This is a genomic window from Brachyspira hampsonii, from assembly GCF_001746205.1.
Lineage (GTDB): Bacteria > Spirochaetota > Brachyspiria > Brachyspirales > Brachyspiraceae > Brachyspira > Brachyspira hampsonii_B.
Genome location: NZ_MDCO01000012.1, coordinates 440731 through 453928 on the forward strand (window position 1 = coordinate 440731; position 13198 = coordinate 453928).

The 13198-nt window shown below is 28.8% G+C and carries 12 protein-coding genes; 4 read left to right on the top strand and 8 right to left on the bottom strand.

Annotation, left to right across the window (positions count from 1 at the left end; all coding sequences use genetic code 11):
- The first annotated feature begins 110 nt into the window (after nt 1-110).
- Together BFL38_RS10900 and BFL38_RS10905 are read left to right on the top strand one after the other, a co-directional pair.
- Entirely contained in the window at nt 111-467 is a 357-nt protein-coding gene (locus BFL38_RS10900) for a tRNA-binding protein (RefSeq protein ID WP_069727065.1), read from the top strand.
- 45 nt (nt 468-512) lie between these two features.
- Nucleotides 513-2117 carry a tetratricopeptide repeat protein gene (locus BFL38_RS10905; protein ID WP_069727066.1) on the top strand — a complete coding sequence of 535 codons (1605 nt, stop codon included), beginning with the start codon at nt 513-515 and terminating at the stop codon, nt 2115-2117.
- Nucleotides 2118-2245: 128 nt separating this feature from the next.
- On the opposite strand, the gene uvrB is transcribed toward BFL38_RS10905, so the two are convergent.
- The 5 genes from uvrB to BFL38_RS10930 are packed head-to-tail and all read right to left on the bottom strand — an operon-like array spanning nt 2246 to nt 8283.
- On the bottom strand, nt 2246-4297 hold the full coding sequence (uvrB, locus tag BFL38_RS10910; protein ID WP_069727067.1) for an excinuclease ABC subunit UvrB: 2052 nt from the start codon (nt 4295-4297) through the stop codon (nt 2246-2248).
- Nucleotides 4298-4306: 9 nt separating this feature from the next.
- On the bottom strand, nt 4307-5161 hold the full coding sequence (locus BFL38_RS10915) for a M23 family metallopeptidase (RefSeq protein WP_069727068.1): 855 nt from the start codon (nt 5159-5161) through the stop codon (nt 4307-4309).
- Nucleotides 5158-6333 (bottom strand): TP_0783 family beta-propeller protein, encoded by a 1176-nt coding sequence (locus BFL38_RS10920; RefSeq protein ID WP_069727069.1) that lies wholly within the window; start codon nt 6331-6333, stop codon nt 5158-5160. Before BFL38_RS10920 ends, BFL38_RS10915 begins: the two co-directional genes overlap by 4 nt.
- A 37-nt stretch (nt 6334-6370) precedes the next feature.
- On the bottom strand, nt 6371-7552 hold the full coding sequence (locus BFL38_RS10925) for a M23 family metallopeptidase (RefSeq protein WP_069727070.1): 1182 nt from the start codon (nt 7550-7552) through the stop codon (nt 6371-6373).
- A gap of 41 nt (nt 7553-7593) precedes the next feature.
- Nucleotides 7594-8283: a tetratricopeptide repeat protein gene (locus BFL38_RS10930; RefSeq protein ID WP_069727071.1), complete on the bottom strand. Its 690-nt coding sequence runs from the start codon at nt 8281-8283 to the stop codon at nt 7594-7596.
- Between the two features lie 237 nt (nt 8284-8520).
- On the opposite strand from BFL38_RS10930, the gene fdxA reads away from it, so the two are divergent.
- Both fdxA and recO read left to right on the top strand, forming a co-directional pair.
- Nucleotides 8521-8688, top strand: a complete 168-nt coding sequence (fdxA, locus tag BFL38_RS10935) for a 4Fe-4S ferredoxin (RefSeq protein ID WP_069727072.1) — start codon at nt 8521-8523, stop codon at nt 8686-8688.
- A gap of 83 nt (nt 8689-8771) precedes the next feature.
- The gene (gene recO, locus BFL38_RS10940; RefSeq protein WP_069727073.1) at nt 8772-9557 is read left to right on the top strand and encodes a DNA repair protein RecO; all 786 of its coding nucleotides are present in this window, start codon (nt 8772-8774) and stop codon (nt 9555-9557) included.
- Here recO and BFL38_RS10945 read toward each other — a convergent pair.
- Genes BFL38_RS10945 through BFL38_RS10955 form a run of 3 tightly spaced genes read right to left on the bottom strand, consistent with a single transcriptional unit; the run spans nt 9546 to nt 13196 of the window.
- The gene (locus tag BFL38_RS10945) at nt 9546-10211 is read right to left on the bottom strand and encodes an HAD-IA family hydrolase (RefSeq protein WP_069727074.1); all 666 of its coding nucleotides are present in this window, start codon (nt 10209-10211) and stop codon (nt 9546-9548) included. The two genes, recO and BFL38_RS10945, sit on opposite strands and share 12 nt — an antisense overlap.
- 27 nt (nt 10212-10238) lie before the next feature.
- Nucleotides 10239-11204: a hypothetical protein gene (locus tag BFL38_RS10950; protein ID WP_069727075.1), complete on the bottom strand. Its 966-nt coding sequence runs from the start codon at nt 11202-11204 to the stop codon at nt 10239-10241.
- A gap of 15 nt (nt 11205-11219) precedes the next feature.
- The gene (locus BFL38_RS10955; protein ID WP_069727076.1) at nt 11220-13196 is read right to left on the bottom strand and encodes a FapA family protein; all 1977 of its coding nucleotides are present in this window, start codon (nt 13194-13196) and stop codon (nt 11220-11222) included.
- Between the last annotated feature and the right edge of the window lie 2 nt (nt 13197-13198).

The following is a 13198-nucleotide window of genomic DNA, read 5'->3' on the forward strand; positions in this document are numbered from 1 at the left end:
GTATACATAGTATTGGTATATTGCAATAAAATATTATAAGCATATAAAAAATGCACTTTAAAATTTTTATTAATATCATAAAATATATAAAAATGTTTTGGAGATTAAAAATGGACATTAAAGATGAAATAAAGCCGGAATCTAATTTTGATAATTTTTTGGCATTGGATATCAGAACAGGTACTATAATAGAAGCAGAAGATTTTCCAAAAGCTAAAAGACCTGCTTATAAATTAAAAATTGATTTCGGTAAATTGGGTATAAAAGTATCATCAGCACAAATAACAAAATTATATAAAAAAGAAGATTTGATAGGAAGACGAATAATTGCTGTAGTTAATTTTCCCAAAAAACAGATAGCCAATTTTTTCTCAGAATGCTTGGTTTTAGGTGCTGTCAAAGATAATGGTGAAGTTGTATTATTAACTGCAAAAGAGGAATGTGAAAACGGCACAGTTATAGGATAATATTTGTTATATAAATCATAATATAGAAATAATACGGAGAATGAGATGGGCTTACTTAATAATGAAGATATAAAAACATTAGAATCATTTAATACAGATAGCGGCGGATATTTTTATAAAATGCTTAATTATTTGCAAGAGTTTATTGAAAACGGTGTAAAAGAAAATAAGTTTACATTAGAAAAGGCTAAAGAGGATTTAGATATAGCATTATGGTATTCTTATGCCTGCAATAATATAGGCGATTATGAACATTATTATATGGCTAAAGAGTTTATGAAATACTCTGAGAAGAATGCCAAAGGATGCGGAACTTGGTACTATAGATATACTGTTGCTCTTATATATTGCGGTAAATTAGATGAGGCTTTAAAATATGCTGAAGAGGGTGTTATTGAAGAGCCTGATTATCCTTGGGGCTGGCTTGAACTTGCTAAATTAAGACTTCATTTCGGAAATAAAGAAGGTGCTGTGAAAGCTAATAATAAGGGATTGGAAATTGTACCGTGTGATTATGAGTTTTTAAGACAGGCTGAAGAGATAGAAAATTATTATTCTATAGAAGCATTAGAATATCATTATATCAATGAAGAAAGCGATAAAAATTTACTTAAAGGTCTCGATTATGGAGAAGAGAAATTAAATGCTATAGCTTATATATTATGCGATAGAGAAAAATTGCAGGCTATTAAAGATATTATTAATCCTATAGATTGGGAAGCTGATAATCCTTATTGTAGTTTTAAGTTTTATTTTGATGATGATTTGACAGACGGTATATTTTTAATGAATGAAGCTGCTATATCAAAGTTAGATAAAGAATTAATAAAGCAATCTTTAGAAGAATTAAAAGATGTAAAAGAAAAGTTAAAAGATGAAGAAAAGTCAAAATTAACATTTGTAAGATTCAGTATTGATTATACTATTGAAGCTGAATTTAAAAATGAAGAGACCAATAAAACTTTTTCAATTAGAAAAATGTTTAATAAAGATTCTGAATATAAAAAAGTTGCAGATGAAATTTTTGATTCTTACGGAATGCCTTTGAGTCCATATTTAGAGGAGCTGCCTAATATTGTTACTTTGTATAAAGAAGAATACGGATTTATGTATTATGCTGAATGCTGGATAGATGAAGGAACTATAGTAAAGCATACCGGAATAGTTGGAAGCAGCGGAGAGGTTAAAGAATATGAATGCGGTAATCCAAGAGAATATAAAATTTTTTTAGATGATTTTTATAAAGAGTATAATGATTATAAAAAAATTGATAATGAGGATTGCTATTATTTGATTTTGCAATTTGAAGCAGAAGATTTTGAAAATGAACTGCCTGAAAAATATGCTGATGCTTTAAATAAAATAGGAAATGTTTTAAATTCCGTTTTGAGTTGGAATGGTGTTGGTTCTTTAAATTCTTGGAATGCTGGTGAAACTGAAAATATAAAAGGAAAATATGTTATTAATTTCTTTTCTGTAGTTGTAGATGTTGATATTGCTTTTAGGCTTATATTAAATGAAGTTATAGAAAAAATTAAAGATGATATAAATTGCGAGCATATAAAGATAGCTTATGTTCCATATATAGATAATGGAGAAAATGTTACTTTAATATATTCATCAGATGACAGCACAGAATTTTTTATTTGATTTTTATATAAAAATACTATAGTGTAAAATTTATAATTGTTTTTATAAAGCAAATGCATTATAAACTTATAAAAAATATAAATATAAAATTAGTCTAAATATATTTTGAAGTATTGAGTTTACTTATATTAATTATTTTTTCTTTTTCCATTCGGATTTTTAGAAGTTATATTCTTATGTATATTTTTCTTTTGCGGCTTTAATTGTTTTAATTGATTAATTTTTTCTCTTATCTCAATAGCTTTTTCAAATTCTAAGCTGTCTGATGCTTTTTTCATCTCTTTTTCAAGCTCTTTTATATAATCATCGCTTTTCTGTTCAGGATCTATTTTTACTCTTTCATTAAATCGTCTGAAATCGAAATGAAGCTCATAAGATGTTTCAACTTTCTCTTCTCTTTCTATTATATCCTGTATTTTTTTTATGATTGTTTTAGGAGTAATATTATGCTCTTTATTGTACTCCATCTGTATTTTTCTTCTTCTCTCTGTTTCATCAATCGCAACTTTCATAGCATCGCTTATAGTATCAGCAAACATTATAACTCTGCCGTTTGCATTTCTTGCGGCGCGTCCTATAGTCTGTATTAAAGTAGTTGTATTTCTTAAAAAACCTGTTTTGTCAGCATCAAGTATTAATATCAAAGAAACTTCAGGTACATCAAGCCCCTCTCTCAAAAGATTTATTCCAACAAGCACATCAAATGCCCCAAGCCTTAAATCTCTTATAATTTCAACGCGTTCAACTGTCTGAATATCTGAATGAAGATAACGAGTTCTTACTCCGTTTTCATTTAAATATTTTGTAAGGTCTTCAGCCATTTTTTTTGTAAGTGTTGTTATAAATATTCTTTCATTATTTGATATAGTTTTCTTTATTTCTTCTAGTATTCTATCAATCTGTCCGTCAATAGGATATACTTCAATTATAGGATCAAGCAAGCCTGTAGGACGAATTATCTGCTCTACAACCTGACTGCTTTTCTTTAATTCATATTCTGCAGGAGTGGCACTAATATATATTGTATCATTAGTAAGTTTTTCAAATTCTTCAAAAAATAAAGGTCTGTTATCAAGAGCTGAAGGAAGTCTGAAACCGTACTTTACTAGAGTCTCTTTTCTGCTTCTATCTCCAAAAAACATTCCTCTAATCTGAGGCACACTTACATGCGACTCATCTATAATAGTTAAAAAGTCTTTAGGAAAATAGTCTATCAAACAAGCAGGTCTGTCTCCTTCTTTTCTTCCAGATAAAGGACGCGAATAATTTTCTATTCCTGCACAATATCCAACCTCTCTAAGCATTTCCAAATCATATTTTGTTCTTCCGTATATTCTTTCTGCCTCTACCAATTTTCCTTCGGATTTAAATTTATTATACTGCTCTTCAAGTTCTTCTTCTATTAATTTTATACCTGCAGCCAACTTATCGCCTCCTGTAACAAAGTGTTTTGCAGGATATATTACAACTCTGTCTTGTTCTGCTAATTTTTGTCTTGTTATGGGATTGATTTTTATTATACGCTCAACAGTATCACCAAAAAATTCTACTCTGATAACCTCATCAGAATAAGCACTCATTATTTCTATAGTATCGCCTATAACTTTAAATCTTGCTCTCTCAAGCACATCTTTAACTCTTTCATATTGAATAGATACTAATTTTTCGATTATCTCATCTCTGTCATATTCTCCGTCTTTTTCTATTGCTATATAAAGTTTTCTATAATCTTCAGGAGAACCCAATCCGTATATACAAGAAACAGAAGCAACAATTATAACATCTCTCCTCTCAAGAAGCGATGTGGTTGCTTTAAGTCTTAATCTGTCAATTTCATCATTAACAGAAGCATCTTTATCAATATACAAATCTTTAGCCGGTACATAAGCTTCAGGCTGATAATAGTCATAGTATGAAACAAAATACTCAACAGCATTATTAGGAAAAAAATCTTTAAGCTCCCTATAAAGCTGAGCTGCCAAAGTTTTATTATGAGACATTACTAATGTTGGTCTATTAGCTTTTTCTATTACATTTGCTATTGTAAAAGTTTTCCCGCTAGCTGTAACTCCAAGCAGAGTTTGATATTTATTTTTATTTTCAAGCCCTTTAACTAGAGAATCTATTGCAGTTATTTGATCTCCTGAAGGCTTAAAATTTGATTCCAATTTAAAATTCATTTTTGATTATTAATAAAAATTAACAGTTCTAGTCAATACTACAGTTTTATTATCAAAGTCAGTAACTTCAGCTTTAAATGTATATTTTCCTCTTTTAGGAACAAAAACGCCGCCCCTATAAAAATGCGAATCTACTCCGTACACTTCTTCAAAAGTATAATTCGGAGATATATAATATACATTGTCTCTTTTTATAAAATATGTAAAATCATAATCTCTTACTAAATCATCATTCATAAATATTTTTACTCTTTTAAGCCCCATAGGTATTCCGCCTAATAAATCATAAGCTTTAACAAATAATTTTATTTCTCCATTATAACTCATAGGCATTTTATCTTTTATCTGTATAAGTCTGTTTTCAGTTCTTAAATATATACCATGAATTAATGGTGCTTGAGTTGATCCTTTATCTATACTTAAATATTCTAATGGATCTACTACTAATCCCTCTTTCATGTTTTCTATAGTTAAATGTAAATGTGCTCCTCCGGATCTTCCGCTGTTGCCTGTGAGAGCTACCACATCTTTTTCTGTTACTTTAGCATAGGATTTTTCTATACTACCCGGTTCTATATGATAATAATAACTTCTTAAATTATCAGGGTGTTCTATCATAAGTACATTTCCAACACCGTAAAGAGGTCTTGTAGGATCTTCATCTTCATCAATATAATAAACTATCTCTCCGTCTTTGACAGGATATATTTCCATTTTATGTCCGCCGAAATCAACTCCGTTATGAAAATGATCCGTTCTGAACTCTCCGAATGTACTTGTTACCCTTATTCTGTTAGGATCTATAGGAACTCTTGCAAATAAAAATGAAGATATTATAAATAATAATAATATATATTTTTTCATAGCTTAACCCTCTTGTATGTATAAATCATTCTGTCTGTTACAATCATATATTCATTTTCTAAATTTGATATATCAAGATTGTATACCCAGCCGTCTAAATATTTTTCAAATACAATCTCTTTAGTATGATTATCGTATATTAAAACTACACTTTTTGCATCTTTAGATATACTCATAATAGTAGAATTAGTTTCAGAATTTAATTTCATATTGATTGCATTCTGCATATTATATTTTTCTAAATTAATTCTTTTTATTTCATTACCTTTATTTAAAGAATACAATATAATATCCCTGTCAGCAAGCATAAAAGCTGTCATTGATTTTTCACTTATATAACTAGATACATGTCTTCTTCTATTAAGTCCCGTATCCGAATACCATATAGTATTACCGGAAGCATCATAAAGAGTTATGTATTCAGGTCTTATTCCGCTTACTGCTAAAGCAAAACTTCCGTATTCGCTTATTGCCACAGACTTTACTATATTTATTTCACTAAGAATACTAGATATTGAAAAAGATAATTCTCCGTTTCTATTTATATATGCTATATCTCCGCTTGAAAAACCCGCTATATAATCGCCTGTATACAAAGCAAAAGCTCCGTCAGTTATTATCTCTCCATATTGTATATGTCTGCTAAGAGGATTATTATTAAAATCAAACATTTGTATTTTTGAATTGTCGCTTGAATGATATATTATTCTTTCAGCATAAGGAGCTATTTCAGGATAAATTGAAGTATTGGTACGCCATATAATTCCGCCCATATTATTATATGCATCTATATAATTTCCATATCTTTTATATATGATAAAATTCTGATTATTTAAAGTTGCTAGTTCGCCTCTTGATAAATTAGTGCTGTATATTGTATCTCCATTAAAATCAAAATAATGAATTATACCTTCAGGCTTTGTAAAAAAGTTATGTTTGAATATGCCGTCTATATAAAAATTTTCATCATGCGATGGCGAATCTAATGAATCACTTTTTTTACTCCAAACATTTACCATATTGTATTCATCATTAAGTCTATGAGTACCAAAGAAAAATACAAATAGAAATATAAAAGCCAAAGCACTTATTATAGTTAAATATCTAATAAATAAGGGTTCTATTTTATGTATATTTTCTGATTCTATTATTGATTTCTCTTTTACTTTCATTTATCACCGCAGCTGTATAAATTATAACTTAATATTTTTATTTTATTTGAGTAAGCATTTTAGTATTAAATGAAACAGGCTTTTCTAAAATACTTAAAGGATCAAATGTCATATTTCCTGCCCTCATTTCCCAATGACAATGAGGACCTGTAGACATTCCTGTAGAACCAATTAATCCTATTACCTCACCTTTTTTAACATACTGTCCTTCTTTTGCTATTAATTTTGACATATGAAAATATGAGCTGTATACTCCTTCTCCATGATCTATAACTACACAGTTGCCCCTAACAAATAATTCTCTTGATACTCTTACAACGCCATTATTAGCAGCTATTATAGGAGTTCCGTTTGTATTTGCTATATCAAATCCCTGATGATATCTTGCATAGTCTTTAGTGTATCCTCTAAAAGCTCCGAAACCTGATGAATATCTGCCTTGAGAAGGCATTATATAAACTTTATCTGCATAATTAGTAGGTGTATAACTAATATAAACTTTTCCATTTAGCAATTCTTTCTCTTCTCTGGATTTTTGCGGATTGCTTATAATATTTTTCATGGTAGAAGTTACTCCCGGTATTTGTTTTGGTTTTGGAGGAGGCGGAGTAAAATCTAATTGTATATCTAGAGCCACACTCAATACAGTTTTATCTTTTAATGTTATGTCAGAAAGAAACTGATATTTTTTATCCTGAGCACCTACATATATACCGAATATACTTTTATAAACTTTCATGTTTCTGTCAGCATCTTTTACTTCAAAAAACTTCACTATAGGTCTTGCACTTCCCATAAGTTTTGAATTTTCTATTTTTATTTCATCTTTGGAAGCTATAAATATAGTAGATACTTTACCGGCATAGAATGGAAAAGGATCTGCATATATTTTTATATCATTATCATATTTTTTGAAATCTTCTAAAGAATTAAAAGCATTATTTCTAGTATACATAGCACCGTTTATTAGAACAGCATTATTATTGCTTACTTTAATTTTTGTATTTGGAGCAAGATAATAATATTTATTTCCCATTTTGATTTCAGCAAAAGCATTTTTTTCAGTTTCTATAATATCATTTACTAGTATTTCATTAGAGGTTTTTATATCAATATTATTTCCTCCTCTGCTTAGAGAAGTATTTCCCAAATATTGAATAGTATTTTGAGAATATAAAGATAATGAAATTAAAAATATGATGCTGATAATATATTTCATAAAACCTCCGAAATTATTATTCTATTATTTATTTTATATAATTATTTTTTATATGAAGACTTATCTAATTTTAATAAATGTTCTTTTATATCCCTATTTGTAGGTGCAAGCTCAAAGGCCTTTGTCAAAAATTCCTTAGCTCTTTCATAATCATTTTTTTTGAGGAAAGCCCAGCCTAATGAATCCAAATATGCCGGATTATTCGGATCTATTGCTAATGCCCTTCTAATTTCTTCTATTCCTTCTTCTATATTTGTTTCAGTATCTGCTAAAATAAATCCCAAAGAGTTTCTTGCATTTGCACTGTTAGGATCAAGATTTACTGCCTTTTTCAAATGCTCTATAGCTTTTCTTATATTTCCTTTTTTATAATAAACATAGCCCAAAGCAGCATGTATCTGAGTATTTTCAACACCAGAGGATAATGCATCTATAAGTTCAAATTCGGCTAAATCATACATCTCTTTAACAGCATATATATATCCTACTATTATGTGAGCCTGCATAAGTCTAAGAGGATTATCAAGTCTTCTCATTATTTTATCAAATACCTGCAGAGTATTATCATAATCCTGAATTTGTGCATAGGCTAATGCTAAATGATATCCGGATTCAACATCATTTTTTTCTGAAAATATTTTTTCTAAAGAGTCTATTGCCTCTTTATAATTTTCATTTCTAAAAAACTTTATTCCGTCTTCTAATTTACTTCTGCTAGAGCCTATACTCATATATACTCCCTAATATATATATTTGATTGTTTATATATTGTATACTTATAATGTAAAAATCTCAATATATTTTAACTAAAACTTTAACAAAAAAATTATGTAAAGTATTATATTAAAAATATGTCATTGTAAAGTTTAAAATAGTCATTGCATAGAAATTGCATAGAAACAGATATTGATTTCATTATTAAACTATGTTATAATTACCAAACAGTTTAATTTTTATGGAGGTCAATTATGCCACGTGTTATAAATAACGATTGTGTAGCTTGCGGATCATGTATTCCTGAATGTGCATTCGATGCTATTAGTGAAGGAAATATCTATGTGATAGATCCTGACAAATGCACTGATTGTGCTGCTTGTGAAGCTGTTTGTCCAAGCAATGCTATACACCCAGCTTAATTGCTGCTGGCGGCATATCTGGGGCGGGTTTTAATAATATTTAAAGCCTGCCCTATTTTTATATACTAGTTTAAGGAATAATATTGATAAAAAATACAGAAGCATTTATACTCTCATACAACATATATAAAACTTCATCTATAATAGCATCTTTTCTTACAGATAATTCCATAATGCAGGCAATATGTCATAAAGCAAAAAATAACTCAAAAGCATTCGGCTCAGATTTGGAAAGCATATCAAAATTAAATATAAATATATATGAAAAAAAAGATAATCAGCTGTCTATATTAAAAGAATCTTCTATTATAAAAAATTATAAATTGTTAGAAAAATCTATATATTCATCTTTATCCGTGTTCTATATCAGAGAAGTATTATTATACTGTGCTAAAGACTTTGATAATAGATATTTCATTTTAATGGAAAAAACATTAGATGCTTTAGAAAGTTTAGAAGAAAATTACAGCAATGATGATAAAATAAAAAAAATGTATATAGATATTTTAATGCGGGCATTTGAAATGAAAACTTTGCATATAGCAGGAATATCACCTCATTTAGATAAATGTACAATATGCGAAAAAAATAATGATTTATTATATTATTCTATATTGGAAGGCGGATTGATATGCAAAAAATGCCAAAATCTAATTAAAGATTCTATAAGTATAACAGAATATAACATAGTCTTTATGAAAATAATAAAGCATACATCTCTCATAGAAATAATAAGCAATGAAGATTTAAAAAAAATGTATAGTGATTCTATAGACAATGTAAAAGACATAATGAATAAATCAATATTCAATCATATAAACAGAATAATAAAAAGCAAGAAAGTATTAGAAGAAATTTTACTTACTTAATATATCAAATATTTCTTTTGTATTATTTACTATATAAGAAGCATTTTTAAACTCTTCGTCATTTCCAAAACCATATTTAACAGCAATAGAATCAATACCAACATTCTTGGCAGCATCTATATCATCTATTCTATCACCTATCATTATAGTTTTTTCTTTTTCAAAATTTTCTTTTTCTAATGCTTCTTTCAATACATCTAATTTACTTTTAATTTTTCCTCCTAGTATAGGAGCATAAAAATTAGTAAAAAAATTTGTCATAGAAAAATGTTCAATTATTCTTAGAGCTGATTCTTTAGGTTTAGCAGTAGCCAAAAAAACTCTATAATTATTTTCATACAATGTTTTAATCAAATCATATATACCATCATAAAGTGTACAGTTAAATAAACCATCATTGCCGTTATAATCTTCTCTGTAAAACTTTATAAAATCAAGTGATAGTTTTTCATCATCTAAACAATATTTTTTAAAACTAGCATCAAGAGGAGGACCAATAAATTTTCTTAAAGTATTATCATCAGGAATATTGATGTTTAAATTATATACCTCATTTATTTTTTTTATTCCATATAAAGCACCATTTATTATACCCGGTGCTGAATCAGTAATCGTTCCGTCAAGATCAAATAATATATTAACATATTTAGGCATAAATAAATCTCTCTTTTTATCCGCAATTTATTTCTCTACAAAAATATATCCTGAAGCAGGTATAATTTCAAAATCTTCTTTAGTTTTATCTTTTATAGCTTTAAATAATAAATTTATTCCCAAACTATCGCTTGATATATGTCCGGCACATACAACATTAATATAATATTTTCTGCACTCATCTAAAAGTCTGTCAGATATATTCATCATTAAAATGGTACTCACACCAGCCTTAGATAAAGCTTCAATCATTCCTACATCAAAAGATGCTCCCCCTGTCATATCCGCTATAAATTTTCCTACTTTAGATTTATTAGAACCATTAAATATTTTAGGAGGATTAAATCTTTTAGCAGATATTTTATATTCGTCTATAGTATATAAAATATCAATAATATCTGACAATGTATATGGATTTTCTTTTTTAATCTTTTCAGTTAAAAAAGATTCTACAAAATTATCAGCAACAGTATGCATGCACATATAATTTAATTTAAGAAGTCTTGCACAATCAACATCTCTATAATGATTAGAAGAAAAAACAGAACGGCTTACTTCATTAAGTCTTTTATTAGTTAATCCTTCGGAAACATTTACAGCAACATCATGCAAAGCATTTTTTTCAGCCTGCATAGCTATAACATCGTAAAAATTAACAAATCCATATCCATTTGGATGATGCGTTATAACTAAATCTATATTATAATTCTTTTCATTTAATCTATCAGCCAAAAGTAATTCAGCTGTCTGCATATCTATACCGCATAGAATCTTTTTTATATCTTTATCTTCAGCAATATTCAAGATTCTAGTATCTGAATAAGGATTAAAAAGAGTATCTTTATCAAAATATTCTCTATTTTTCTCATCCAATTTATCATAATTTTTTTTTATACTGCTAAGCTCTTTTTCTACAGTTTCCCTTCCTCTAGGATCAGCATCAATCGCACAATCTATAGCGGCTCTGTAAAAATCATTTATTTTTAAAGACATACTATCTCCCAATCACTACTCTTCATCATCTTGCTTTCTTTCATTTTTAGGTTCGCCTCTATATTTTTCAGTCTGAATCATACCATCTTGCTCAAAGAATGTAATAGCTTTATAACTTTGTCTTATGGAGAACTCAGCATTTCCTATAAGCAGCTCTACACCAGGAAGCATTTCTTTACCAGCACTTACTGTAGATTCAACTTTTTCTATTTCCATTTCCTGAATTAGAGCTTCTCTATTTAATACTATTTCTTCTCTTCTAGTATTAGCCTGTTCTAACTGTTCTTTGTAACTTTGAAGCTGCTCTTTTTTTTCATCATCAAGTTTTTTAAGTTTTCCAGCCTGTTCAAGGGATTTTATATTTCTTTCAGTTTCTTCTATAGAAATATCTAACTCTGCTTTTTCATTATCTAAATCATCAACTGCATGTCTTTTAGCTGGGCTTATTCCTGTTTCTATATATGTTTTAGCACCTGCTTGAGAACCTAATACTTTACCATTAACCTCTCTTAATGCTCTTAATCTTCCGCCGCTTGCTGAAGCTCTCTTGCCTATAAGTATTATTCTATTATCAGCATCAATATTAGAATTAAGTATCGCCTCAGTAACTACGACATTATTTCCAGCTTGAACATTAGAGAATTGTATAAATTTAGCGATAACATCTCCTCCAGCCTTTACCTGACTATTTTCATTTCCTTGAATACCAAGTTTAACCATAATATCTCCCTTAGCTTCAAGATCACATTTACCAACAGTTCCATGTACATCAATATTACCTTCTGCCTTAATAGAATAATTATCGCTGACACTTCCTTTGACAACAACGCTTCCTATAAAATTGATGTTTCCTGTTTCAGGTCCTACATCTCCAGCTACTTCAAATATCGGTTCTACACTTAAAAGTTTTCCTCTAAGTACAACCTGTCCGCTTATAGAAGCTATTATATATTCTCCGTCTTCTGACAGCTCAACATTATCACCAATTATCTCTTTGATTTCAATATTTTTTCCGCTTTTTGTTTCTATTTTTACACCCAATACAGTTCTTCCAGCTTCTCCGTCTGTAGCAGGAGTTTTTCTAGCTAATTTCTGACCTTGCTCTACATTCTCAACTATAGTTAAATCTTTATAATCTATACTTTGATCTTCACCTATAAATTTAGGAATTACTTTTTTATTTACATTAACCAAATATTCTATTTTTGCATTCTGCCCATTCACAGGAGGACGGCCTTCTGCAGCAAGTATAGGTACATTAAAAGTACCTTCCTCTAAACATTTTTTTACATTTTCTTCTTGAAAGCCAAAAGTTACCCCGCTATTTTCAAGAAGTTCTTTAACATCTTGTAAATCCATTTCTCTTCCGCCCTTATTAGGCTTAGTAACTGTAACATAGGCACGCATTTTATCTTCTGTTATTGTATAACTAATTTTGGCATTATTAACAGATTTAGATATATCCCATTCAGCTATTTTTTCATATTCTCCTGTCTGCTCATGAAGCATTTTTTTAGCTAAATGAGAATCATATTCTTTTATTCCTGCATCTATCAATTTTTCTTCCAATGCTGTAATATCTTCTATTTTTTTTCCCTCTGCTACAGGAGGATTAACTTTAAAAAATACACCGTCTCTCCTAACTCTTACTATTATTTCTGTATCTTTATTTAATACTACTTCTTTCTGTGAATTTCCTTCATATACTTCTTCATAATTATTAGCTTTACTGACTCCCATATCAGATTTATCATAGGTAATATGGGTATATCTTACCAAAAAAGGCTTAGCTCCTATATTGAAAAAACCCTTGCTGCCGTCTTCAAGAACTTTGTAGCTTAATTCATAAATAGGACATTGAAATATAGCAGCCGCTTCCTGCATACCTCTCTCTAAAGAAGCAACCGATAATTCTACTGAACGAGTATTTTTATTATTGTAAATATCTTTATAAAAATCACTTTGCAATATTTTTCTTTTTAATTCATTCATAA

Coding starts and splice junctions, on each gene's coding strand:
- BFL38_RS10955 (WP_069727076.1), bottom strand. CDS start 13,196: ATGAATGAATTAAAAAGAAAAATATTGCAAAGTGATTTTTATAAAGAT.
- BFL38_RS10930 (WP_069727071.1), bottom strand. CDS start 8,283: ATGAGTATAGGCTCTAGCAGAAGTAAATTAGAAGACGGAATAAAGTTT.
- uvrB (WP_069727067.1), bottom strand. CDS start 4,297: ATGAATTTTAAATTGGAATCAAATTTTAAGCCTTCAGGAGATCAAATA.
- BFL38_RS10920 (WP_069727069.1), bottom strand. CDS start 6,333: ATGAAAGTAAAAGAGAAATCAATAATAGAATCAGAAAATATACATAAA.
- BFL38_RS10915 (WP_069727068.1), bottom strand. CDS start 5,161: ATGAAAAAATATATATTATTATTATTTATAATATCTTCATTTTTATTT.
- BFL38_RS10950 (WP_069727075.1), bottom strand. CDS start 11,204: ATGTCTTTAAAAATAAATGATTTTTACAGAGCCGCTATAGATTGTGCG.
- BFL38_RS10945 (WP_069727074.1), bottom strand. CDS start 10,211: ATGCCTAAATATGTTAATATATTATTTGATCTTGACGGAACGATTACT.
- BFL38_RS10900 (WP_069727065.1), top strand. CDS start 111: ATGGACATTAAAGATGAAATAAAGCCGGAATCTAATTTTGATAATTTT.
- BFL38_RS10925 (WP_069727070.1), bottom strand. CDS start 7,552: ATGAAATATATTATCAGCATCATATTTTTAATTTCATTATCTTTATAT.
- BFL38_RS10905 (WP_069727066.1), top strand. CDS start 513: ATGGGCTTACTTAATAATGAAGATATAAAAACATTAGAATCATTTAAT.
- fdxA (WP_069727072.1), top strand. CDS start 8,521: ATGCCACGTGTTATAAATAACGATTGTGTAGCTTGCGGATCATGTATT.